The sequence below is a fragment of the Vibrio olivae genome, from assembly GCF_042428525.1.
Classification (GTDB): domain Bacteria; phylum Pseudomonadota; class Gammaproteobacteria; order Enterobacterales; family Vibrionaceae; genus Vibrio; species Vibrio olivae.
Window position 1 is genome coordinate 211,671 of sequence record NZ_JBHMEP010000003.1, and the last position, 24,265, is coordinate 235,935.

27 protein-coding genes and 1 tRNA gene are annotated in these 24,265 nt (G+C 45.1%); 23 read left to right on the forward strand and 5 right to left on the reverse strand.

Annotated elements, in window-relative coordinates; translation table 11 throughout:
* Positions 1-9: 9 nt before the first annotated feature.
* Together folK and folB are read right to left on the reverse strand one after the other, a co-directional pair.
* On the reverse strand, positions 10-498 hold the full coding sequence (gene folK / locus ACFFUV_RS13670; RefSeq protein ID WP_390193743.1) for a 2-amino-4-hydroxy-6-hydroxymethyldihydropteridine diphosphokinase: 489 nt from the start codon (positions 496-498) through the stop codon (positions 10-12).
* Positions 495-848 (reverse strand): bifunctional dihydroneopterin aldolase/7,8-dihydroneopterin epimerase, encoded by a 354-nt coding sequence (folB, locus tag ACFFUV_RS13675; RefSeq protein ID WP_390193745.1) that lies wholly within the window; start codon positions 846-848, stop codon positions 495-497. Before folB ends, folK begins: the two co-directional genes overlap by 4 nt.
* Before the next feature lie 121 nt (positions 849-969).
* Here folB and plsY point away from each other — a divergent pair, with 121 nt between their 5' ends.
* Positions 970-1,584: a glycerol-3-phosphate 1-O-acyltransferase PlsY gene (gene plsY, locus ACFFUV_RS13680; RefSeq protein ID WP_390193748.1), complete on the forward strand. Its 615-nt coding sequence runs from the start codon at positions 970-972 to the stop codon at positions 1,582-1,584.
* Between the two features lie 19 nt (positions 1,585-1,603).
* Here the strand turns inward: plsY and ACFFUV_RS13685 are convergent, their stop codons facing one another.
* Together ACFFUV_RS13685 and tsaD are read right to left on the reverse strand one after the other, a co-directional pair.
* On the reverse strand, positions 1,604-2,419 hold the full coding sequence (locus tag ACFFUV_RS13685) for an alpha/beta fold hydrolase (protein WP_390193751.1): 816 nt from the start codon (positions 2,417-2,419) through the stop codon (positions 1,604-1,606).
* Positions 2,420-2,540: 121 nt separating this feature from the next.
* Positions 2,541-3,560 carry a tRNA (adenosine(37)-N6)-threonylcarbamoyltransferase complex transferase subunit TsaD gene (gene tsaD, locus ACFFUV_RS13690; protein ID WP_390193754.1) on the reverse strand — a complete coding sequence of 340 codons (1,020 nt, stop codon included), beginning with the start codon at positions 3,558-3,560 and terminating at the stop codon, positions 2,541-2,543.
* 228 nt (positions 3,561-3,788) lie between these two features.
* Here tsaD and rpsU point away from each other — a divergent pair, with 228 nt between their 5' ends.
* From rpsU to ACFFUV_RS13745, 11 genes are all read left to right on the forward strand, one after another.
* The gene (gene rpsU, locus ACFFUV_RS13695; protein ID WP_001145625.1) at positions 3,789-4,004 is read left to right on the forward strand and encodes a 30S ribosomal protein S21; all 216 of its coding nucleotides are present in this window, start codon (positions 3,789-3,791) and stop codon (positions 4,002-4,004) included.
* A 27-nt stretch (positions 4,005-4,031) separates the two neighbouring features.
* On the forward strand, positions 4,032-4,475 hold the full coding sequence (locus ACFFUV_RS13700) for a GatB/YqeY domain-containing protein (protein ID WP_390193757.1): 444 nt from the start codon (positions 4,032-4,034) through the stop codon (positions 4,473-4,475).
* Positions 4,476-4,574: 99 nt separating this feature from the next.
* The gene (dnaG, locus tag ACFFUV_RS13705) at positions 4,575-6,338 is read left to right on the forward strand and encodes a DNA primase (RefSeq protein WP_390193760.1); all 1,764 of its coding nucleotides are present in this window, start codon (positions 4,575-4,577) and stop codon (positions 6,336-6,338) included.
* Positions 6,339-6,440: 102 nt separating this feature from the next.
* Positions 6,441-8,306: an RNA polymerase sigma factor RpoD gene (gene rpoD / locus ACFFUV_RS13710; RefSeq protein ID WP_390193763.1), complete on the forward strand. Its 1,866-nt coding sequence runs from the start codon at positions 6,441-6,443 to the stop codon at positions 8,304-8,306.
* A 143-nt stretch (positions 8,307-8,449) separates the two neighbouring features.
* Positions 8,450-8,525, forward strand: a tRNA-Ile gene (locus tag ACFFUV_RS13715).
* 98 nt (positions 8,526-8,623) lie between these two features.
* The gene (locus ACFFUV_RS13720; RefSeq protein ID WP_060658328.1) at positions 8,624-9,715 is read left to right on the forward strand and encodes a site-specific integrase; all 1,092 of its coding nucleotides are present in this window, start codon (positions 8,624-8,626) and stop codon (positions 9,713-9,715) included.
* 256 nt (positions 9,716-9,971) lie between these two features.
* The gene (locus tag ACFFUV_RS13725) at positions 9,972-10,385 is read left to right on the forward strand and encodes a hypothetical protein (RefSeq protein WP_390193769.1); all 414 of its coding nucleotides are present in this window, start codon (positions 9,972-9,974) and stop codon (positions 10,383-10,385) included.
* A 292-nt stretch (positions 10,386-10,677) separates the two neighbouring features.
* The gene (locus ACFFUV_RS13730) at positions 10,678-11,058 is read left to right on the forward strand and encodes a hypothetical protein (protein ID WP_058966369.1); all 381 of its coding nucleotides are present in this window, start codon (positions 10,678-10,680) and stop codon (positions 11,056-11,058) included.
* A gap of 18 nt (positions 11,059-11,076) precedes the next feature.
* Complete coding sequence (locus ACFFUV_RS13735) at positions 11,077-12,393, forward strand: nucleoside 2-deoxyribosyltransferase (RefSeq protein WP_222767666.1); 1,317 nt, start codon at positions 11,077-11,079, stop codon at positions 12,391-12,393.
* A complete protein-coding gene (locus tag ACFFUV_RS13740; protein ID WP_222767667.1) occupies positions 12,390-13,028 on the forward strand; it encodes a 7-cyano-7-deazaguanine synthase in 639 nt (212 codons plus the stop codon). Before ACFFUV_RS13735 ends, ACFFUV_RS13740 begins: the two co-directional genes overlap by 4 nt.
* Positions 13,003-13,668 carry an HhH-GDP family DNA glycosylase gene (locus ACFFUV_RS13745; RefSeq protein WP_390193774.1) on the forward strand — a complete coding sequence of 222 codons (666 nt, stop codon included), beginning with the start codon at positions 13,003-13,005 and terminating at the stop codon, positions 13,666-13,668. Before ACFFUV_RS13740 ends, ACFFUV_RS13745 begins: the two co-directional genes overlap by 26 nt.
* A gap of 310 nt (positions 13,669-13,978) precedes the next feature.
* On the opposite strand, the gene ACFFUV_RS13750 is transcribed toward ACFFUV_RS13745, so the two are convergent.
* Positions 13,979-16,222, reverse strand: coding sequence for a KAP family P-loop NTPase fold protein (locus ACFFUV_RS13750; protein WP_390193777.1), 2,244 nt, complete (start codon positions 16,220-16,222; stop codon positions 13,979-13,981).
* 779 nt (positions 16,223-17,001) lie between these two features.
* Between ACFFUV_RS13750 and ACFFUV_RS13755 the strand changes: the two genes are divergently transcribed.
* The 11 genes from ACFFUV_RS13755 to ACFFUV_RS13805 all read left to right on the forward strand — a co-directional run bounded on the left by ACFFUV_RS13755 (position 17,002) and on the right by ACFFUV_RS13805 (position 24,171).
* Positions 17,002-17,241 carry a helix-turn-helix domain-containing protein gene (locus tag ACFFUV_RS13755; protein ID WP_113600399.1) on the forward strand — a complete coding sequence of 80 codons (240 nt, stop codon included), beginning with the start codon at positions 17,002-17,004 and terminating at the stop codon, positions 17,239-17,241.
* Position 17,242: 1 nt separating this feature from the next.
* Positions 17,243-17,587, forward strand: coding sequence for a TraK family protein (locus tag ACFFUV_RS13760; protein ID WP_222767670.1), 345 nt, complete (start codon positions 17,243-17,245; stop codon positions 17,585-17,587).
* Positions 17,584-17,877 carry a hypothetical protein gene (locus ACFFUV_RS13765; RefSeq protein ID WP_390193782.1) on the forward strand — a complete coding sequence of 98 codons (294 nt, stop codon included), beginning with the start codon at positions 17,584-17,586 and terminating at the stop codon, positions 17,875-17,877. The genes ACFFUV_RS13760 and ACFFUV_RS13765 overlap by 4 nt, the downstream gene beginning before the upstream one ends.
* A gap of 53 nt (positions 17,878-17,930) precedes the next feature.
* The gene (traJ, locus tag ACFFUV_RS13770; protein ID WP_222767671.1) at positions 17,931-18,293 is read left to right on the forward strand and encodes a conjugal transfer transcriptional regulator TraJ; all 363 of its coding nucleotides are present in this window, start codon (positions 17,931-17,933) and stop codon (positions 18,291-18,293) included.
* A 5-nt stretch (positions 18,294-18,298) separates the two neighbouring features.
* Positions 18,299-20,071, forward strand: a complete 1,773-nt coding sequence (gene traI / locus ACFFUV_RS13775; RefSeq protein WP_390193784.1) for a TraI/MobA(P) family conjugative relaxase — start codon at positions 18,299-18,301, stop codon at positions 20,069-20,071.
* Positions 20,072-20,100: 29 nt separating this feature from the next.
* Entirely contained in the window at positions 20,101-20,877 is a 777-nt protein-coding gene (trbJ, locus tag ACFFUV_RS13780; RefSeq protein ID WP_017048920.1) for a P-type conjugative transfer protein TrbJ, read from the forward strand.
* A gap of 2 nt (positions 20,878-20,879) precedes the next feature.
* Complete coding sequence (locus ACFFUV_RS13785; RefSeq protein ID WP_017048919.1) at positions 20,880-21,068, forward strand: hypothetical protein; 189 nt, start codon at positions 20,880-20,882, stop codon at positions 21,066-21,068.
* A gap of 2 nt (positions 21,069-21,070) precedes the next feature.
* The gene (gene trbL / locus ACFFUV_RS13790) at positions 21,071-22,162 is read left to right on the forward strand and encodes a P-type conjugative transfer protein TrbL (protein WP_390193788.1); all 1,092 of its coding nucleotides are present in this window, start codon (positions 21,071-21,073) and stop codon (positions 22,160-22,162) included.
* Positions 22,163-22,264: 102 nt separating this feature from the next.
* Positions 22,265-22,510, forward strand: coding sequence for a hypothetical protein (locus ACFFUV_RS13795; protein WP_258644999.1), 246 nt, complete (start codon positions 22,265-22,267; stop codon positions 22,508-22,510).
* Between the two features lie 168 nt (positions 22,511-22,678).
* Positions 22,679-23,341 carry a hypothetical protein gene (locus ACFFUV_RS13800; protein WP_390193792.1) on the forward strand — a complete coding sequence of 221 codons (663 nt, stop codon included), beginning with the start codon at positions 22,679-22,681 and terminating at the stop codon, positions 23,339-23,341.
* Between the two features lie 545 nt (positions 23,342-23,886).
* A complete protein-coding gene (locus tag ACFFUV_RS13805; RefSeq protein ID WP_390193794.1) occupies positions 23,887-24,171 on the forward strand; it encodes a hypothetical protein in 285 nt (94 codons plus the stop codon).
* Positions 24,172-24,265: the final 94 nt, after the last annotated feature.

The window sequence follows — 24,265 nt, forward strand, 5'->3', positions numbered from 1 at the left end:
AGTGTTGGGTTAAGGATTAAACCAAGGTTTAACCTCATCTAATAAATGTAAATCTTTGGCTTGATGCCAAACTGCTCGGACAGTGCGACCATCGTTCGGTAAGATAAGTTCCGGACAAAGTTCATAAAGAGGTTGAATCACAAAGGGATACCGATAGATATCAGAACGCGGCAACTCAGGCTTTGAGTCTGAAACGGCATCGCCAAAGAGCAAAATATCCAAATCAATCGTGCGTGCTTCAAACTTTTTCGCTTGGCTGTCACGTCCACAGTGAAACTCGATTTCTCTCAAAGCCAAAGAAAAATCTTGTAAATTCAACGCGGTTTTCATTTCTAATACAAGGTTGTAAAAGGGCTCACTTTTGAACCCAACAGCTTCACTCTGATAGATCGTTGATAATTTAATCTGCTCACCCAACGAACGGAGCAGAGAGACCGCGTGTTCTATATGACGTTCGCGGTCAACATTCGAGCCGATCCCCAGATAAACCGTGGTCATTGCAGACCTCGCTCAATGACAACCCCCACACCACTCGCTTGAGCAACAGCCCCCGGCTTGGTTAAGCGAATCTTAACCCAAGGTACTGAGAACTGAGTTTGAATAAGCTCAGCGACTTCTTCTGCAACGCGTTCGACCAGCAGAAACCGTCCCTGTTCGATGTGATCAATAATTGTCTGGCTCACTTTGGCATAATCCAGTGCATCTTCTACGTTATCACTCAATCCAGCTGGGCGGTTGTCATGACCCATTTCGATATCCAAGACCAATTTTTGCTTAATTTGCTGTTCCCAGTCATACACGCCAATCGTAGTAATAACAGTCAGTTGTTCGATAAAAACTTTATCCATGCGGTTCAAATCCTATACAGGTCGGATACCTAAACTCGGTAAAACATCGTACTATGTGCCATAAGCAGGTATGATATCAACTACTTGCTTATCGAGCACCTGTTTCACGCGAGTAACCTTTATGACGCCATTAGCACTGTCGATGATTATCTGCGCCTATCTGCTAGGTTCTATTTCTAGCGCAGTGCTGATCTGTCGATTACTCCGCCTACCTGACCCTCGTTCCGTCGGCTCCAACAATCCAGGAGCAACCAATGTAATGCGCATTGGCGGGAAAAAAAGTGCGGCAGCGGTACTGTTATGTGACATGCTAAAAGGCACGATTCCAGTTTGGGCAGGGTATTTTCTTGAAATTGAACCTTTAATTTTAGGTTTGGTGGCGATAGCGGCGTGTCTTGGGCATATGTACCCTCTATTTTTCCATTTTAAAGGCGGAAAAGGGGTGGCGACCGCTTTAGGGGCAATTGCACCGATTGGCTGGGATTTGACTTTACTGATCATGTTCACTTGGCTGGTGATCGCCGTGGTCTTTCGTTACTCATCGCTGGCAGCAATCATTACCGTCCTTATTGCTCCCTTATATACTTGGCTTATCAAGCCACAATACACTTTACCCGTCGCCATGCTGTGCTGCTTGATTGTCTTGCGTCACCATCAAAATATTCGGCGATTAGTGAGTGGTACCGAACCCAAAGTCGGTAAAAAGACAGCCTCTTCGTTGAAGAAACCATCTTAATCACCTTGCCAATTTAGCCTCAGCGGCGAATTTTCTCGAGGAAGGATTGCAACGTTCGCGTGACGTATTCTGGCTGCTCAAGATTGGCAATATGGCCAGCACTCGGAATTTCGACCAACTGACTCCCCTCAATGCAATCATGCATTAAATATGACTCAAGCACTGGTCGCGGTATATCGTCTTGCCCAACAGCAATCAGCACCGGCAAATGAAACATTTCAATTTCATCGATCATATCGCGGCGACCAAAAACCATCCGCCCAACACGGGCGATTTCTACGGCATCTTGTCCTTTGATGGCTGCCAAACGACGCTCAAATAGCTCTATCAAGTGCGGGTTATCTTGACGAACATTCTTCGCGAAAAAGATAGGCCCAACCGTATCAATTAACTGCTGCGGCACCATCTGTGATAAAGAGATGGTTTCTAACATCGCAAAATATTTTCGATTGGTAACTTCAGGCTCTAACCCCAAAAACGTGTCCATCAAAACCAACGACTCAACCCGCTTCGGCGCTAGTGAAACAACCTCCGCGCCCCACATTCCTCCCATGGATAAACCAACAATCGAGAAAGTTTCAACCCCGAGATAATCCATCAAGGCGAGAATGTGAGCGGCGTAATCACGTAAGTTAGCCATGTTGTAAGGCGCGGCTTGCGATAAACCATGAGCCCAAAAATCGGGAACAATACAGCGATAAGACTGACTCAACATTTCTATTTGTGGTTGCCACATTTGACTGTCCCACAAATAACTGTGGCCAAATACAACAACAGGGCCTTGACCATAATCATGGTACGCCATCTGTTGGCCATCTATCGAAAACGTCTTCATCCTGTTCCTACTTTTTTATAAAACTAAACGGTTCATTTTTACCGCGAAATGGGCGCCTAAGAAAAACAAAAACAGCCACCGAAGTGACTGTTTTGAATCGGCATCAATTTATTGTTGAGAATCATGAAGCAACAGGCGTCAGCTGATCAATAGGCCAACGCGGTGTTGCTTGCACTTCAAGATCAGCCACTTCACCATTACGTAAACGTTGCATGCCGGCATAAGCAATCATTGCCCCATTGTCGGTGCAAAACTCAGTACGAGGATAATAAACGTCCCCTCCGACTTTTTCCGCCAACTTAGCAAGCTCAGCACGTAAACGTTTATTGGCACTGACACCGCCAGCGATGACGATACGCTTCATCCCTGTCTGTTCCAATGCGCGGCGACATTTAATGGCGAGAGTGGCGCATACCGCTTCTTCAAACGCTAGGGCGATGTCCGCGCGAGTTTGCTCGTCGTCCCCATTAGCCGCGATGGTATTGGCGGTAAACGTTTTTAAGCCCGAAAAGCTCATATCCAAGCCAGGACGATCAGTCATTGGACGAGGGAATTTAAAACGTCCCGGCGTCCCTTTTTCAGCCAAACGTGAGAGCAACGGCCCGCCAGGATAATCCAACCCCATTAATTTGGCAGTCTTATCAAATGCTTCACCAGCGGCATCATCAATCGATTCACCTAAGATGGTGTATTCGCCAATGCCCTTAACTTCGACCATCATCGAGTGACCACCTGAGACCAATACCGCCACAAACGGAAATGGCGGTGGATTATCTTCAAGCATTGGCGCTAACAAGTGACCTTCCATATGGTGCACCGGCACTGCAGGAACATTCCATGCGTAAGCTAAACTGCGGCCTATTGTTGCGCCAACAAGTAACGCCCCGACAAGCCCAGGCCCAGCCGTGTACGCTACACCATCAATATCTTGAGGCGTAAGATTCGCTTCTGCCATCGCCGCTTTTATCAGCGGAATGGTTTTCTTAACATGATCTCGCGAGGCCAGTTCAGGTACAACGCCGCCGTAGTCGGCATGCAGTTTAACTTGACTATAAAGCTTATGAGCCAACAACCCATTTTGGTCGTCATAAATGGCAATGCCAGTTTCATCACAGGAGGTTTCAATACCTAGAATGCGCATGGTAATCTCGAAGGGGTGATTGCTGAATTTGAAATTGGCGGCAATCTTACCTGTAATTGGCGTCTCAAACAAATTTTGTACAGACAATAATCGACAAAAGGCTTTACAAACTGACTTGGTTCGGATTAAAATTCCGCACCATTTTTGATCTAGCTGGTTGTAGACCGGGTCACATGACTTGGCGCATAAACTCCAGCGTTAACGAATAACCCCTGAGGTGAAAGGCATATGCCAGTAGTTAAAGTACGTGAAAACGAACCATTCGACGTTGCTCTACGTCGTTTCAAGCGCTCTTGCGAAAAAGCAGGTATCCTTTCTGAAGTGCGTCGTCGTGAGCACTACGAAAAACCAACTACCGTTCGCAAACGCGCTAAAGCAGCAGCTCAAAAGCGTCACGCTAAGAAGCTAGCTCGCGAAAACGCTCGTCGCGTTCGTTTGTACTAATAGCTGAATCCCTAAGAGGAATTAGTTATGGCTCTTATTGACCAACTCAAAGAAGAGCAAAAATTAGCGATGAAAGCCAAGGACAAATTGCGCCTTGGCACTATTCGTTTAGCCTTATCTGACATCAAGCAACGTGAAGTCGACGAGAGAATTACTCTGACTGACGACGACATTATTGCAGTGTTGACCAAAATGGTTAAACAGCGTCGCGACTCTGTCGCTCAATATGAATCAGCAGGTCGTCAAGACCTTGCCGAAGCAGAGCAAGCTGAAATCACCGTTCTTGAGGATTTTATGCCTCAACCGCTTAGCGATGACGAAGTAAGTGCACTAATTGAACGTGCTATTGCTGACTCAGGTGCGGCGAGCATGCAAGACATGGGCAAAGTGATGGGCGTGCTTAAGCCTCAGATTCAAGGGCGTGCAGACATGGGTAAAGTCAGTGGTTTAGTTCGCGCTAAGCTCGCTTAAGGTTTACCCACAAAAACTATTGCAGCAAGCCGTGCAATCCTATGGAACGCACGGCTTGTTTGTATTCTCCCGTCTGGTTTTCTTTTTTTGTTAGGTTTTATGGCAGGACACATTCCCCGCAGTTTCATTGATGATCTTCTTGCTCGACTGGATATTGTCGACATCATTGATGCGCGCGTGAAACTTAAGAAAAAAGGTAAAAACTATGGGGCTTGTTGTCCTTTTCACAACGAGAAAACCCCCTCTTTTTCAGTCAGTCAAGAGAAGCAATTTTACCATTGCTTCGGTTGTGGCGTTCACGGTAATGCCATCGACTTTCTGATGGAATATGAGCGTTTAGAGTTTCCTGAAGCAATTGAAGAGTTGGCGTCGTTCTTAGGTCTTGAAGTCCCAAGAGAACAACGCAGCGGCAGCCAAAATGCTCCGCGAGGGCCGCAAGCCAGCAGTGAAGAAAAACGCAGCCTCTATGACTTAATGGGCAGTATTGCCCAGTTTTACCGTCAGCAATTGAAGCTTTCAAGCAGTAAAGTCGCCATTGACTATTTGAAGAACCGAGGTTTATCTGGCGAGATTGTCCAGAAATTTGGTATCGGTTATGTCGCTGACGAGTGGGATCTGGTGCGTAAGAACTTTGGTCAGCAGAAAGCGGTCCAAGACATGCTGGTGTCTGGCGGTATATTGATTGAAAACGACAAAGGCAATCGCTATGACCGTTTTCGAGGCCGAGTCATGTTTCCGATTCGTGACCGACGCGGCCGTGTGATTGGTTTTGGCGGGCGAGTGCTTGGTGAAGGTACGCCGAAATATCTCAACTCACCAGAGACGCCTATCTTCCATAAAGGAAAAGAGCTTTATGGACTTTATGAAGTCTTGCAGGCTTATCGCGAACCACCCCACATTTTAGTGGTCGAAGGCTACATGGATGTGGTGGCGCTTGCACAATATGGCGTGGATTATTCCGTTGCCTCATTAGGAACGTCAACCACCGGCGATCATTTGCAAATTCTGTTTCGTCAAACCAGTAATGTGGTGTGTTGTTACGATGGCGACCGTGCCGGGCGAGAAGCAGCTTGGCGAGCGATGGAAAATGCTCTGCCCTATTTAACGGATGGCCGTCAACTCAAGTTTATGTTTTTACCTGATGGCGAAGACCCAGATTCTTACATTCGCCAACACGGTAAACAGGCATTTGAAGAACAAGTCGCCAATGCAACGCCGCTTTCAGAGTTTATGTTTAACTCTTTAATGCAAGATGTTGATGTCAGTACTCGAGAAGGAATGGCGAAGTTGAGCGCTTTAGCCGTTCCTTTAATAGAAAAAGTACCAGGTGGCACACTCAGGCTATACTTAAGGGAACTCCTTGGTAAACGCCTAGGATTAATGGATGAACGCCAGCTTCAGCAATTAATTAGTCGAGACGACAGTCAGGCTAAGCGTCCTCAACCTCATCGCGAGATTAAACGGACTCCAATGCGAGAAGTCATTGCACTCTTAATCCAAAATCCAAACTATGCTCAATTGATACCGGATCTCAGCAGTGTCAGAGACCTACCTGTGCCGGGGCTGAGTTTATTAGTCGATGTGCTTGATTATTGTCGGGCTAATCCCCATATCAATACCGGAATGTTAATAGAACATTGGCGAAATCATCAGCACGAGACGACCTTGTCTCGTTTAGCCGGGTGGGAAGTGCCACTCGATGACGACAATCAAGAAGATATATTTTTAGACTCATTGGACAGAATACTGGCTCAATGTGTGGAAAAACAAATTGACAAGCTGCAAGCCAAAGAGAGAAGCGTCGGCTTATCAGTCGATGAAAGAAGGGAGCTGATGGCATTAATGCTAGATTTAAAAGCGTAACCCTGTTTGTTTGAATAGTCAGCAATCAATTAATTTGTTAACATGTATGGTTTGCAATTCGCATACTAATTCCTTCACCAGATACTAAGTTGGATACCGTCTATGGATCAAAATCCGCAGTCACAGCTAAAACTCCTTGTAATTAAAGGCAAAGAGCAAGGCTATCTGACCTACGCCGAAGTAAACGACCACCTACCTGCTGAGATTGTAGACTCAGAACAGGTAGAAGACATTATTCAGATGATCAACGACATGGGCATCAAGGTAGTTGAAACTGCCCCTGATGCAGATGATCTTGCTCTAAACGATGATGACACCATTACCGATGAAGATGCGGCGGAAGCAGCGGCAGCAGCACTTTCTAGTGTTGAAAGTGAAATTGGCCGTACCACTGACCCTGTCCGCATGTATATGCGTGAAATGGGTACCGTTGAGCTACTGACTCGCGAAGGTGAAATTGATATTGCAAAGCGTATTGAAGACGGTATTAACCAAGTTCAAAACGCTGTTGCTATCTACCCAGGCACCATCCCATACATCCTAGAACAGTTCGATAAAGTTCAAGCCGAAGAGCTACGCTTAACTGACTTGATCACCGGTTTTGTGGACCCAGATGCAGATGAAACCGCTGCACCAACGGCGACCCATATCGGTTCTGAACTGGCTGAATCGGATCTCGATGACGAAGACGACATTGAAGATGAAGATGAAGACGAGGATGATGATAAAGATAGTGATGAAGAAGAAACCGATGTCGGTATTGACCCAGAACTTGCGCTAGAGAAATTCACGTCTCTACGTAATACATTCCAAGATTACCAGTTAGCGTTAAACGAGCACGGTGAAAACAGTGCAAAAGCAGACGCAGCTGGCGAAGTCATGTTGGATGTATTTAAAGAGTTCCGTTTAACACCGAAACAGTTTGACTATCTAGTACAAGAACTACGTACCTCAATGGAACGCGTTCGTACTCAAGAGCGTCTTATCATGCGCTCAGCGGTTGAATACGGCAAAATGCCGAAGAAATCATTCATCGCCCTATTTACAGGTAATGAATCAAGCGAAGCATGGTTAGATGAAGTTCTTGCTTCAGACAAGCCTTATGCAGAGAAGATTAAACGTTACGAAGATGACATTCGTCGCTCAATCTTGAAACTCAAAACGATTGAAAACGAAACATCACTGTGTGTACAAAGCATTAAAGATATCAGCCGTCGTATGTCGATCGGTGAAGCGAAAGCTCGTCGTGCGAAAAAAGAAATGGTTGAAGCGAACTTGCGTCTGGTTATCTCTATTGCCAAGAAGTACACCAACCGTGGTCTCCAATTCTTGGATCTTATTCAGGAAGGTAACATCGGTTTGATGAAAGCGGTGGATAAATTCGAATACCGTCGTGGTTACAAGTTCTCAACTTATGCGACATGGTGGATTCGCCAAGCAATCACTCGTTCAATCGCAGACCAAGCTCGTACCATTCGTATTCCAGTACACATGATCGAAACGATCAACAAGCTGAACCGTATTTCACGTCAAATGCTTCAAGAAATGGGCCGTGAGCCTCTTCCTGAAGAATTGGCAGAACGTATGCAGATGCCTGAAGATAAGATTCGCAAAGTACTGAAAATCGCGAAAGAGCCTATCTCGATGGAAACACCAATCGGTGATGACGAAGATTCGCATCTAGGTGATTTCATTGAAGATACAACGCTTGAGTTGCCACTGGATTCAGCAACAGCTACAAGCTTGAAAGGCGCAACTCGTGACGTACTCTCAGGGCTTACTCCACGTGAAGCCAAAGTACTGCGTATGCGTTTTGGTATTGATATGAACACAGACCACACGCTAGAAGAAGTAGGTAAACAGTTTGACGTAACCCGTGAGCGTATTCGTCAGATTGAAGCCAAAGCTCTACGTAAACTGCGTCACCCAAGCCGCTCAGAAACTCTGCGTAGCTTTTTAGACGAGTAACTCGTGTGTTGTTGATTAAAAGGTGAGCGTTAGCTCACCTTTTTTATTGCTCGTAAGGTTAAGTGAATAAAAACTAAGCGCATTTAGCCACCTTACTGTCTAGACAGTATGAGCCGCTTCCCCTATAATTCTCGCTCCACATTGGCCCCTTAGCTCAGTGGTTAGAGCAGTCGACTCATAATCGATTGGTCCGCAGTTCAAGTCTGCGAGGGGCCACCATTCAAATCAAGTACTTATCGCTTACCCTTCTTTGAATGTTGCCTTTTATTCCGTCCCGAGGTACAAAATCAGTACAGTACGCATTCGGGAGTACTCACATGGCAACTTTAGTTAAAACCTCTTCTGGTACCTGGAAAGCCGTTATTCGAAAAACCGGCTGGCCGACGACGTCTAAAACTTTTCGTCTCAAACGCGATGCCGAGGATTGGGCAAGACGCACCGAAGATGAAATTGTGCGTGGCGTCTACATCAAACGTTCCTCGTCAGAACGACTCACCATTGAAGAAGCATTAAAACGCTACCTGGCAGAAATCTCACCGACCAAACGACCAGCGACTGCTGCCTGTGATGCAAGACATTCCAAACCGATTATCAAAGCCCTGGGGAAATACTCCCTGGCCGCCCTGACTCCAGAAATCATTGCCAAGTATCGAGATGACCGATTAGCTGGCCTGGACCGTTGTGACGCCAGAGGTAACCCGGCACCCAAGCCTCGCTCACCTAATACCGTGCGCATTGACCTGGCCCTGCTCAGTCACCTGTACAACATTGCGATTAAAGAATGGGGGATCGGCCTGGCAATTAACCCGGTCCAGAATATTCGTAAGCCCTCCCCGCCTTCTGGCCGGGAACGACGCTTGACCGAGGAAGAAGAGTTACAGCTCCTGGAAGCCGTTGAGGCACACACCAATCCGATGCTGGCCTGGATTGTTCGTATCGCGCTGGAAACCGGTATGCGTTCCTCTGAAATCACTTCTCTGCGCCGCTCTCAGGTTGATTTAAAAAAGCGTGTGGTTTTCCTGGTCGAAACCAAAAACACCATGCCGAGAACCGTTCCGCTTTCTCTCCTGGCGTTAGAATCCTTTAAGCAGGCGATTAATAATCCGGTACGGCCCATTGATACCGACCTGATTTTCTTTGGCGAACCAGGCAAAGACGGCAAGCGACGCCCGTACAACTTCAATAAGGTATGGATGAAGATTAAAGCCAAGATAGGCCTGAAAGATTTTAAATTCCACGACCTGCGCCACGAGAGTGTCAGTCGTTTGGTTGAAGGTGGATTAAGTGATCAACAGGTCGCAGCTATCAGCGGCCACAAATCAATGCAGATGCTACGCCGCTACACTCACCTCAGAGCCGAAGACTTGGTTGAAGAACTAGACGCAATTGCGAAAGGGAAAAAGGCTTAGCCAACTCTGCCCCTCAAGTGTCAATGAAATGAGGATTAGGCCGATGTGGTCTGGCTGTGAGCAATGATCAGGGCTGGTTTACTGACACTTGGGGGGCTGTAATACAGAAAGAACTCTGATTGTTATAGCCAATACATTTCTAACTCTTTCATAGTTAAAACTTAACGTGATTTAACACTCAAACTAAATACTAGATTATGTTTAATATTAAACCTAGAGGGAATGATCTTTGTTTAATCAAACTTAGTGAGGCACTATGGATATCCTATTAAAACTACCAGCCATCAAAAGCGTTGCAAATTATTTAGTATTTCCTGCATTAGCTGTTGCATACATGAGCTACTTCCCCGCTTCCTTAGCCCAAGGAAACTGGATTGAATTCTTGTATAACCTATTGCCTGGAGTTGGAATTACTGCGAATGTAATCCTAGCCTTGTTAGCAGCGATTGCCGGTTATGCGGCTCTTTTTTCATTCGCTAACTATTTTGAGTCTTATCACTCCATTCCAATGTTCATGATTACGGCGGGCCTAATGTTATCTGTCGTTGTCGCCGCCACATTTGAAATTAGTGAGTTTAACTGGGTAAATACACCTCTTTCTTTTGCTTTAGCTACTGTTAGCATGACATTTTTATTGGTAGTAGAAAAAGCTAGTAAAGACCGTCAATGAAGTCCGTACAACTTCAATAAAGTACATCCTCAACAAAAGTGCCCCTCAAATGTCAATGAAGTCGGCTGGCTCTTGCGAAACTAGGAGAGAGCTCGACGAAAGCCATGTTCAGTGATATTTGAGGGATAGATATCTACTCATTGTTCATCAGCTTCATATGAGCCCGATAAGCATCCCTGCCACCTTTTTTATTCATTATAAAACAACACGCATAAAATGGGACGTATACCAAAGAAGCCCCCTAGCTTATTAATTAGTATGGAGTTTAAATCGAATAATAAGGACTTTAATTATGGGTAGTACGGGATCTGGAAGCTTCACTGATTACACTAAGACCAGAAGCGAAGATGGTAGTACAGGTGGCACAAGTGGCGAAGATCAGTGTCAGCTATCAATATCTTGTCTTTTGGAAGAGGTCGCACAGTCGTCTTTTTATAATACAAAACAAGATGTACCTCCTGCTGGTAACACGGTTTTAATTCAATTTATGTCTCCCAGAATTGTTGCAGTTGATGCAATTTCTGGTAAAGACTGCGGCGCACTCCCTACTGGTTACAACTACTTACTCAACTGTATGGAAAATGGCTATTCATATGCTGGTGTTATATCCAACTCTTCGAACGGATTAAATCCAATAATTGAAATAGACATTCGTCCAATCACCACTCCATGATTGAGCAGGTAAGTGAACATGTTGATACTTGGTGAGATATTCATAGATTACACACTGCCATCCGAACACAACTCATGCAAAATGCGTTTAGGAGGTATTATTCATGCCGCTAGAGGTCTTTGGGCAAATAACATTAAATACTCTGCTGCAATAATCTGCCCCAGCTACCTTACCTCAGAGGCAACCAATTATCTAAAGTGTCACGGTTGTGATGAAGTAATTGTAATTGGTGAGGTTCTTGGCTCACCGAATATTATGTCTTTAGTTGACCAAAGAGAAGTTGGCCAGCAAGGCTACGAAGAGTTGTTAAGGGATAGAAAAAGTATTGAGTTTACTCAAGACACACAGAAACTAACATCTTTCGATAACGTAATTCTTTTTCCTGGACGATTTTGCGTTAAAACACTAACCGACTACTTTAGTCCCAATGCGAAGTTTAGCATCGATGTTGCTTACGACATTTCAGATCTAAGCGTGTTAAGCCCAATTACAGGAAAAATCGAAACTATTTACCTCTCTACATCTTCAGATTTATTTCTGGGTCTAGCAGCAAACGACATATCCAGTTTGATTACGGAAGCTCAAAACTTATCTCCATGCAGCGTTGTACTAAAAGAAAATAGAGGAGGAAGTAGACTATTTGACTTAGCGTCCGATCGAATAGTGTCTGTCCCGGCAATCCTTCAGAAAACAGTGAACTCTGTCGGTGTAGGTGACGTCTTTACTGCTGTAGCTGCAGCTTATCGATTTTTTTCTCATTCAATTGAAGACGCCGTTTGGCGAGGTGCCCTTTCAGCGACTTACTACTCCCAAACGACATTTCCAGACGACTTTAAGAGAACCGTTCAAAGAAGCCACAATACACCTTTAGATAAACACAAAAGCATTGGCGGAACATCCTTGTCTTGGCATGCAAGGAAGAAATATAACATTTATATAGCCGCACCTGACTTCAGCTATATTGATAGAAAGCATCTTGACTCAGCTATATCCAGCTTAGAGTACCACAACTTCAATATTAGAAGACCTGTACTTGAGAACGGGGAGCTAAACGAAAAATCTTCCAACTTTGAACGTCGAAAAGCTTATGAGGACGACTGTGCGCTCATTAATGTATGTGACGTGATATTTGCAATTCCACTTCAAAGAGACCCTGGAACATTGGTAGAGGTTGGTATTGGCTTAGCTAAAGGAATACCTGTAATAACTTATGACCCTAATCGAGAGAACGATAATAATATGGTAGTGACTGGTAGTAATAAATACTCTTCCGACCTCGACGAATGTTTGAATCATCTCTACGTTGAACTTTCATATTTGGAGAATAGAAAATGACAAAAGCCATAGTGTTAACATCAGGGGGGCTGGATTCCACCACTGTGGTATATAAACTTCTTGAAAAAGGGCATGAAGTTTATCCACTGTTCTTCGATTACGGACAGCATTGCGTCGAAACAGAATGGTCAAGATTAAATGAGGTCTTACCTGCTTCCTGTCCATGCCCAGAAAGAGTTGATATCAGTGAAATTTTTAGAGGCTCTACATCTAGATTGATCGATGAAGCTGATTTGTGGGCAGACGACATAGTTGATGATGATCTGTACATCCCATATCGAACTATGCTATTTTTCGCAGCCGCTGCAGCACGAGCCCAGACGATAGGTATTCTCGATGTCTATACTGGTTTCATCAACAGCAATCATGCAAAGGAAATTGACTGTACTTCTAGTTTTATGAATAAGCTTGATGGTCTAACTGAATCCATTGGTCCTGTTAGGTTTCATTCTCCATTTAGGTTCTCAAGTAAAGCTGATGTAGTACAAGAAGCGATGAAACTACGTGTACCTATAGGAAGAACGTACTCTTGTCAGGCATCAAGCAGTTTCCCATGCGGAGCTTGTCCTAATTGTGTCGAAAGACTAAATGCATTGAAAGTTATTAGAGATGAACGCGATCACACCAAACCTTGAAGCGACGATTGAAATTCTTAAGTCCGCAAGAATTTTAGCAAACTATGCCAAAGAGCAAGGCTTGGAAGTTGATGGACATCAATACAGACCAACTTATGATCATATGGGAGCAATCCTAGCTGATTCAGTACTCCAAGCAGGACTGAACTACACTACTGTAGTCAGACCTAGGGTACTAGCGATACTTAACACATACTCAGAAATGAAAAGTACTTGTGAATTAGCTCGGTTGCTTCAACAAGATGGTCCACAAAAGATTCTTAACTGGACTCACTCGACAAAGCTCTCTAGATTCGAAAACCTTGTGTCTTATATGTTAAACAATGACATTCATACTGCCAGCGATCTGAAAAACAAACTCATGAAAGACGATTTTTGTTCAGATCTTCAATCCCTAAACGGTATTGGTCCAAAAACTGTTGATTACATGAAATGTCTAGTTGGTATAGATTCAATTGCTGTAGATAGACACATCCGTAGCTTTGCGAAAAGTGCTGGTATTGAGAACAGCGATTATACTTTTTTAAAAGATGTCTTCTGCTCAGCAGCAGACCTATTAACAATTTCCAGACGAGGGTTTGATTCATGGGTTTGGAGAACTCTTTCAGTACAAACCTCCCCCCAACAATCTCTTTTTTAACACACGCAAGTAACAGCAAGCTCAAAGTAAAGACGTTAGAATCCTTTAAGTAGACGATTAATAATCCGGTTCGGCCAACCGCCATCAGCGGGCATAAATCGATGCAGATGCTACGCCGCTACACTTACGCACGTACCTTCGAGCCGAAGACCTGGTTGAAGAATTGGACGCGATTGCCAAAAAGCTAAAGTGCCCCTCTCAGGTGTCAATAAGCCAATATTTTTATGAGTTATGCCAGACTACACAAGCATAATTCTCACTTCATTAACATTTGAAGGGCTGTAGAAAATGCATAGAAAGCAATGACTTATTAGGGTCTCACACCTCTGTTTCTAGCATCTAGAGCCTGTGAGTAGAGTTTCAAAATCTGCAATTCACTTTCTTCCATATTGTGTTGATTCAAATCATCTACTATTTCTGAAACCCATTCAATTGATAAGAAATATTCTAAATCGTCTAACCTCATAACATTTCGTATTCGAGATACACGATCTTCCATTCCATATGAAGCGGATTGGGATACAAATATCTTCAAGACACTAATAACATTGCATTTAGCTTGAGTTTCTAGCCATTTTTTAGGTTGTATATGTTCTCCCCACTCTGACCAATGATATAGCCAAGATACTGCGTGTTCGCTATTTAATATTTTTTCTGGCTCTTCTGACTTAGCTACTAGCCTATCAATAAACTCTGTTTTTAAAGTTTTCGTAGCCTCTTCAGGTAGCAACAATTCCTCTTGAGATTCTTCCTTTTCAAGACGCTGTTCATCTGTAACTAATAACGTTTCGACTATCGACAATCCATCTGACCGCCTAAAACTTTCAATGAGTAACTCTGCTCGCTTATCTTTATTTGGAATTCTAAATAGGAACCAACTCACTAACCTCATAATACGAGTATTGGAATCAAAGTCTGTAAATCCTATTCTCCGAGAGTCAACAACATCTCCCATGTCTATCATAGCCCTGACATAGATTGGACCATTATCAAGAGGAATATCTTCACTCCTAAGCTCTAATTGACTGAGAACTTGCTGAATGAGGCCCAAACTATTCAAAGTTCTAAGACGTTCTAAGAACACATCATAGTTGCAAGTCAATTCAATCAGCTCAGTAAGTTCCGAATTAGACAAACGACCATCTGGCGTATTTAACAGGAAATATTTATCAAAGTGATGTGGCGAACACACACGCAGATTCTTGAAACTATCAGAGCCAGATGACTTAAATCCTCTATTTTCAATTGCGTACTTAGTCGCAGGAAAAACTACTTGAAAAAAACCTTTTACGTACTCTCTATTCATCTCCGGAGCTGCGTCAATAATAGCGAGAATTACTTCTCTGTCATCGGAGTTAGTCTGATGACTACTCTTAGCTAAAGTACTTTTTGAACTAGAAATTTTTTTGTATACATCAGGCTCAAAAACGCGCATACACTCCAACGCCATAAGATCTACGGGATTAACTTCATTAGCTCTCTCTCCTGACATAAGTGATAAATGAAAAGACAGTGTTGATATATAACGATTAACACTTCTCAAATCTCTCAAATAGTATCTCAATGTAGTTTGAAAAATATTACCCCAATATTGATTGTCAAAAAGCTCAAGAGCCTTTTTATCGGCGGCTATCATTGAGTCAAGTTGGTTGAATAAAAATGAATGAACTCTGCTTTCTTCAATCACTGGAATATCGAAGGGGACTTGAATTATTTTCTCTAAAAAATCACGTCCAGTCTGAGACTTAGTTGTTAGTTTGTCTTCAACGATGTCTCTTTGAAAAATCAATAAGAAAACGACATTTGGAAAATCTGCATTAGCTTTTACTAATTGGAATATCATTCTTAATTGAGAAACAGTAAGGCGATCAATATCATCCATTACAACAATTAGTGGTTCCTTCCTGCTCTTCAATAAATTGGCAAGCTCTTTACGAATGTCCTTTAAGCCCTGCTGATCCAATTTAGAGATCTCAAGTAGACTTCTACCAATTTTTTTCAGTCTAACACCTCCCCACTTAGCCAATCCGACTAATACACCCAAAGTAGCTAATACCCATGCAGATAAATCTTCTAACCATAGCGACGATAACCACTGGCTCGTTAAAAAACCTACAGATGCTAAAGCTGCTAGAAATACGGGTATTCCTGTTAGAAAACTGCTAAATACGACTTCACCAGTCGTCAGGTATTGGCTGTATTTAAGTAGAGTTAAAGACAATGCCTTAGTTTTTCCAGACCTATCCTTACGGCCAATCGTCGTAGATATCTCAGTAAAAAAAGATGACGTAATCTTATCCTGAGCAGCCCACTCCCATGGATTAAACTCTACAACATCTATAGCTGAAGGTGAGCTTCTTAGCTTTTCTAATGTCATATTTTTAATTGACGATTTACCACTCCCCCATCGACCATGAAGAGCTACAACTAGGCTATCCTTACCTGACCAGGACGATAGCGCATTAGCCAAATTATTCGAAAAGTTAACCCTTCCCAGTAAATCTTCTTCGGCTTTTGTTATTGGCCTATCTGCAGAAAATGTGTGTTCAGTCATCTACAACACCTAGAAAAATTTTAATTAACACATTGATACTACGCCAATTGAACGAAAGAACAATGAAACATCCAAACTCAAAAGAGACGTAGGAAATAGGGCTAGATATTAAGAAAACCATTTGGTACAACAACGCCTGATTCGATCAAAGCATTTTTGTATCAATGAATTACAGTTTTATAACTGGATAATAATGATAGACCATTAAAATCTCCCCTAATATATCAATAGCACCGCTATAACCACAGTAACGCCCACTGTTCTCTCAGAAGCTCGTGCTTGTTGACACTTGAGGGGCACATTCACGATCATAGAATGTGGTCACCTAACTATAATGGTGACACAAATCACAAACACAGATGTAAATCAGAGAAATATCAATTCAGCTATTTTACAAATAGAGCGTGTTTCACCTGAATTAATTCACCCCTAATTACTCTCTCACTTGGTTTATACCACTCATCCCCCCTTCACTTGTATTCTTAGCATCTAAACCATTTTTTTTGAATAATAACAATCATATAAAAATACAATACTGTTATTAAATCCATCAATGTTCGATATACCGAAATCATTGGAGCTCAAATTCAGCAAAGACTAGATTTTAGCCGCTAAAAAATAGAAAACATCAAATCAAAAAACTTACGACATATCGGAAATTGTCGACAAAATTCACGAAAAGTATAGCTATACACCAAAAATGTCGCCATTTGACACGAAAATACATATTTCATACGCTCAGATTCAAAGTAATAACGAACGTTACGAAGGAGAGCAACATGACGACTGAAGAATGGTTGTACAACAAATACGGAAATTCACCGCTGCTTTCGTTTACTCAAGTCGCGGAGATCCTGCATCGCAGCCCTGAAGGGTTGAGAATTACTCTTCGCACTAACTGCGATTTAGCCAACAAGCTGAAACCCAATCGACTAAAAATAGGCAGACGGGTTTATTTCAAAGTCTCCGATATCGCCAACTTAATTGACCAGGCTACCCCGAACAATATGGAGGCTTGAGATGTCGGATTACGTCAAAGAGCTGCAAGCCTGGATTATTCAGCGCCAGCCCAATACTCGCCCCCCTACCAAACAGGAAGTTCTCGCGACCTTCCTTGGCGTTCAACCCTTCGTCGAGGAAAGCATTGAGGCCGGATATAACCTCAAAACCATTTGGGAGTACCTAACGGAGCAGAAATATATCTCGTTCCGCTATGAAACATTTCTGCGCTACGTAAAGCAGTACATCACGACGGCCCCCAAGCCCTGCACAACCAATAAGCCAATGAAAGAGAAGCAAAACGTGTCTCGCAAGATCAGCGGATTTTCGTTTGATGCCAAGCCAAATACGCAGGACTTGATATGAATACGCAGCCACGCTGTTTACCCGCTGTTAGCTCGCAGTCGCGGCGCTACCAACGCGCAACGCCGACACAACTTTGTGTGTTTTTCGCTGGTATTGATGTGGTTTGTTCGTGTTTTTGCCTGCTTTTGGGCTGGTTTACGCGCAATTGCGCGATAACAGCACAGCATACCTGCGGTATCCAAAACACAGTTGCGGGCGATATTGCGGGCAGGATAGGTGAAGTGGTCCCTCCGACAAGTCGGCGGTTACCACTTCACTTCCCTTATTCGCGCCAGGGCGCTCAACGGTAATCCTGCCCTGCGGGGCCGAGTCAGTAACAGACGGTTCGAGACGGAGACAACACATGAATCATGCAGAGAAAGTTACCAGGAAGAATACGACGCCAATCAAAGTCTATTGCCTGCCGGAAGAACGCGAACTGATTGAAGCCAACGCCAAACAAGCCGGGCTAAGCGTATCCACTTACCTGCGCAGAATTGGTCAGGGACGCCAAGTGAAAAGCGTCGTCGATGCTGAGCAAGTGCGGGAACTGGTTAAGGTCAACGGCGATCTTGGCCGTCTTGGCGGTTTACTCAAACTCTGGCTGACCAACGATGTTAAAGCCGCGCAAATCGGTGTGCCGACCATTAAAGCCGTGCTGAACCGGATTGATACCACCAAAGATCAGATGAGCACCATCATGGAGTCGGTCCTGCGCCAAAGGTAATAGTCATGATTGTTAAACACATTCCGATGCGTTCCACGCACAAATCTGATTTTGCCGGCTTAATCAATTACCTCACCGATGCTCAAAGCAAAGAGCACCGCTTAGGGCACGTAAAGCTGACGAACTGCCACGCCGATTCCGTGCGGGACGCAATCAGCGAAGTGCTTGCCACTCAGCAGTCGAACACCCGGGCAAAGAACGATAAAACCTATCACCTGATCATCAGCTTCCGAGCCGGTGAACAGCTTGAGCAGGACGTGCTTTCAGAGATTGAAAAACGTGTGTGTGACAGCCTTGGATTTAGCGATCATCAACGTATCAGCGCCGTTCACAACGACACCGACAACCTGCATATCCATGTTGCCATCAATAAGATTCATCCCACGCGCCACACTATGCACGAACCGTATGCCGCCTATCGAACCTTGGCCGAACAATGTGAGCAGTTAGAAAAAGCGTTTGGACTCCAGCAGGACAATCACACACCACAGCAAACTCACAACGCTGCGCGCGCGGCTGACATGGAGAGACATTCTGGTATTGAGAGCCTGACAGGTTGGATTAAACGAGAGTGCTTAGAAGAGATGAAAGCCGCCCAAACCTGGGCTGAACTGCACGATACCTGCCGCACACATGGCCTAACGCTATCGGCCAAAGGTAATGGTTTGGTTTTCTCGGCTGACAATGACATCACGGTCAAAGCCAGTACGGTTGCGCGCTATCTCTCAAAGCCCAAGTTAGAAGCTCGATTCGGTACTTTCCAACCGTCTCAGACCGATAGCAATCACTCCGGCCAAACCGCGCAGCGCAATTACCAAAAGCAGCCGCTAAAAACACGCATCGATACCAGCGAACTGTATGCACGCTATCAGCGTGAGCAAAAGGCTCTCGCGACTCACAAGGCCGCCAATTTAGAGCAGCTTCGCCACAAGAAAAACCAGCAAATCAGCAACGCCAAAAATAACAACAAGGTTCGCCGCGCCGCCATCAAGCTGACCGGCAGCGGTCGATTTACTAGACGTGTGCTGTATTCCCAGGCGAGTCAGGCACTGCAAAGCCGCTTGGACTCTATCCATAAACAATACCGACAAGAACGCCAACAGGTTTATCAAACTCACAGCAAGCGCACCTGGGCCGACTGGCTGAAGCACCAAGCACAACACGGTGATCCAAAAGCATTAGCCGCATTGCGAGCGCGAGAAGCAGCTCAGGCACTGAATGGCAACACACTCCAGGGAAACGGACAGACACGCAAAGACCACGGCAGTGTGATCGATTCAATCACCAAAACCGGCACCGTTCTGTTTCGTTCCAAAAATGGCGCGGTCCGTGACGATGGTCAACGCCTCCAGGTTTCGACTCAATCCGATTCCGAAGCGATAACTCAGGCGCTGAAAATAGCCCTGGGGCGTTATGGCAATCAAATCAGTGTCAATGGTTCCCCGGAGTTTAAAGCTCGCGTGATCCGCGCAGCGGCAGATACCGGCCTGCCCCTCACTTTCAGCGATAAAGGTCTGGAACAACGCCGACTCGCACTGCTGTCTGCCAACCATGAGGCCACACCGAATAAGGCTCAGCGACGTGGTGTTCCGCCGATAGGCAAAGCGCCGCCTGGCATCAGGCGCAACACGCTCAGCACTATTTCCCAGCTTGATGTCATGCGTTTTGCCAAACCACAGGATCAGAGGCCATCGGCACTGGAACAACGGAAAGCGCAACTTCGCGCTGAAATGGCGCAGAAAAAACAGAAACAAGCCACGAAGAGCAGAAGTCGATAACCCACTTAAACGTCAGTAAGGAATACACGATGAAAATCAGCACAAAAATTTTAGCGGCTAAAATTCGCCTTTTAGCACTCGGCGGGATAATTGCCCACGTTAGCCCTGTTTGGTCCGGTATACCGGTGGCCGATGGCGTTAACCTGCAACAAAACATCATTTCAGCGATGGAAGCCGTGACGCAGACCGCTAAACAGATCCAGCAGTATCAGTCCCAATTGCAGCAATATGAAAACATGCTGCAAAACACCATGGCTCCGGCTTCCTACATCTGGGACCAGGCTCAATCCACAATTCATGACCTGACTCAGGCGACCAATACGCTCGCCTACTATCAGAATCAGCTCGGCAGTCTGGATGAGTATCTGGGCAAATTTCAAGATGTGGCCTACTACCGCAGTTCTCCTTGCTTTTCCTCTTCAGGATGCAGTGAAACGGAAAGGACTGCCATGATCCAAAACCGTCGTTTGGCCTCTGAGTCTCAGAAAAAGGCCAACGACGCCTTATTCAACAACCTAGCACTCCAGCAAGACAACTTACAAACCGATGCCCGTCAGCTTCAACGATTGCAATCAGCCGCTCAGGGAGCCGATGGTCAGATGGCCGCTATCGGTTATGCCAATCAGCTTGCCAGTAACCAGGCTAACCAACTGCTGCAAATCCGCAGTTTATTGATTGCTCAGCAAAACGCTGTGGGCGCTCGGATGCAGGCAGATGCCGATAAAGAGGCACTGCAACAAGCGGCCCACGAAGCACTTTTTGATTTTGGTTCGCCAACCGACCGTTCCCAAAACAGAGGATTTTAAGCATGAAAATTACTTCATCTATCGCTTTGTGCCTGCTTACGTCATTACTTCTGCTTGGCTGTGACCAATCGCAAGACATCAAAGATATCGATTGCGACTCACCGAACCTGACCAAAGCCGAAAAACAACAAGCCAACTGCTTTTGGAACATGGGTGACCCTACCGATCGCAGCCAGAATAAGGGGTTCTGATCATGAAGGTTCGTCAGGTAATTTCCTTGGGCTTGATTCTCCCTTCGGCAGCCGCCCATGCTGCCATTGATAACAACGGTGTGCTGGATGACGTCGCATTACAGTTCATGACGGTCGCCAGTACCTGGACTGGCGTGATGACCAACTATGCCAGTTGGCTGTTCTGGCTACTTGGTACTATCTCTCTGGTTTGGACCGGAGGAACCCTCCTCCTCCGCCAAGCGGATATCAGAGAATTCTTTGCCGAGTTTATCCGCTTCATAATGACCTTCGGCTTCTTTCTGTGGCTGCTACGTAATGGCCCTGAGTTTGCCACGTCCATCATCGATTCATTGAGAATCATTGGTGCAGAAGCTGCGGGGTTACCCCGTGAACTGACACCATCTGAGCCGATCAGTATTGCTCTGGATATTGTGGCTAAATCAGGCAATGCCTACAGCTTTTCCAGCCCCTTCGATAGCCTGGCAATCTTTATCATCACCCTGCTGATTGTCGTTTGTATGACGATCGTTTCTGCCAACGTGTTAGTGGCCTTGGTGTCGGCCTGGGTACTTTGTTATGCAGGCATCTTTGTCCTCGGCTTTGGCGGCTCGCGCTGGACTTCCGATATCGCCATTAACTATTTCCGTAACGTCCTTGGCCTGGCGTTAAAACTCATGACGATGACTCTCATGATCGGCATTGCGATGTCCATCATGGATTCATTCCTGGTCAACCTCTCTGACGACGCACCCATGCGAGAGCTACTGGTTATTTTTATTGTTGCGTTGGTCCTGGTGTTACTAATCCACTCCGTTCCCAATATCGTTGCCGGTCTCATCCCAGGCGCCGGGGCCGCCGCCAGTTCGGGCAACATCAGTGCCGGAGCAATGGCCGGGGCCGCAATGACCACCGGAGGAATGGCGGCTGGTGCAGTGATGAGCACCGCCGGTGGCGCATCCGCCCTTCAAGCCGCGTTTAAATCGGCCACCAACTCAGACATGGCCGACATGATGACAGGCTCAATTGGCAGCGATTCTGCAAAGTCCGAAGAACCAAGTACAGGTGACACACCGTTCGCGAGAGCCGCAGGTATGGGGCGTGAGTCGAATTGAGTTTTCACTGGCCGGTAGACGGTTGGCTAAAGAAATCACACACCGAAGTTCTGAGAGAACAGGTCTCCAGGATTTCACCATTAGGCATAGAGGAGAATAAGTATGGAACTGCATTTCCCACCACAAAACTTAATCGACTTTGGCGCGTTTTTCGCGGTCATGTTCCTGGTGATGCTGGCGTTTTATTTTGCTGGTCAGTGGGCACATACCACCAAGTACAGCAAGCAGCTTTATCGCTTAGCGGACGTGCTGGAAGGGATTCAAAACAAAGTGGCCGATAAGGCATATCGAGGAATGATGTCGTTGAATAAGCAAACCAACAAAACCAGAGGTTGGCCGTTTAAGTAACGCAAATAATCAAGACACACAGGCCGGTGCTCGCAACACCGGCCTGCATTTTCACATTAAGACTTCACAGAGAAATTAACATGACAGTTACTCATTATAGTGCACGCTTTAAAGATATAAAGTGCTCATTTTTCACCCTGACATGTTCTATCTTCAAAGGGTGATCCCATGACCAACAAAACCAATAGCAGCACCCGACAAAATAAGCACCGTTTTAACAAGTATCGAGGAAAAAGGCTCAAAGCAGTACCAGAAACCACTCGTATAGTCTCAGACCGAGTCGCTAAATTCCCGGTACGTAGCTTTATGCTCAAATCGCTGGATATATGCCGCAAAGACGCTCGCCTCCGAATGTATCGAATACTCGAAACCTTAATTGATGCGGTAGATTGGTCGACTTTGCGTATCGGCGTAGCCAAAAAAGAGTTCTTGGATCCGATTACATACAAAGCCTTCATGAAACGCCATGAACGACTGCACAACGAAACGATTCCCCGTTCCACTTGGTACCGGTATATCAAAAAAATTACCGATGCAGGCTACTTAAATAGTATCACTGCAAGAATGAGTACGAGTGAAGGAAAGGTCTTCAACAAGCCCGCTTATAAATGGTTCACGAAAAAATTCATGACTGAACTCGGGTTCAAAAAAGATTGGCTTTCTCAGCAGCAAGAGCACGCACTTAAATCTCTCAAAGCTAAAGGGCTAAGTAATCAATGGCGAGTATTTAAAGGCCACAGTGCTCGTATCGCTCATTCTATGGCGATATCGCTGCAAACAACGCTGGACTATCGTTATTGCGAAGCAGAGCCTTTTAGCAACGAGAGCTGACGGTACCTAAACCAAGCTCAACACTTAAATACAACACGCCGGTTTACTCCGGTCATATTCGCACGCCTGAAATCTAGAAATGTTCAATTTTGCGCCACTAGTGAGCAATTCTGACCCCACCCCAAACTCCAATTTCTACTGATTTACTCATCAATCACTGTTCAGTTGCCCTTAAAACGAAGCAATTTAACTCGTACAAACCATATCGTCGATAAAGTGAGACTCTAAAACGGGACCACGGGAAGCACGAGAAGTGAGAACTGTACAGACTTCCTAACCTATTACTTCATGCATTGATTCATGCCTCGTACCTCACCATGAATCAATGTCTTCGCGAACTGACGTTCGAATAGAATTTGAAGGTTTACGCTGCGCTATGCCCAAAGGGGCAAGCCCCTCTGGACTCCCGTTGGAAGCTTGGTCACCGGCTGTCGGTATAGGTTACTTATTGAGCATTGGTGCACATGGTGAGATGATGGTTTGAACGCCAAGAAGGGAATGAATTAAACCACTGAGATCAACGTAGCTAGATCAATAGAGATAACATGAAAAGAAAAGCACCCAATACAGAGCCACCACGCCCCCTCACAGAAGCCGAAAAGGAAAACTTGAGGAAAGACATGCGGGAGTCGTCAAAATGGGCCAGAGAGGAGTTGAGAAAGAGAAAAGAAGCCAAATTATCCAGTTCCGATCAACTAAACCAGGATGGACCAAGACCACTTACGCCTGAAGAGATTGAAGCTCTGCGTCTGGAAATGAAAGGTGCGTCAACTAAGATGACTGAGGCTTTGGAGAAAAGGGATAGCTCGAAGTCACGGTACAGGTACTGAAAGAACGTCAAGTGACTCCACATGCGCCTAGTCTATCAATTGAACATTAGTTCACATGATGAGAAGATAGGTTTATGCTCGAAGGAATAGATTA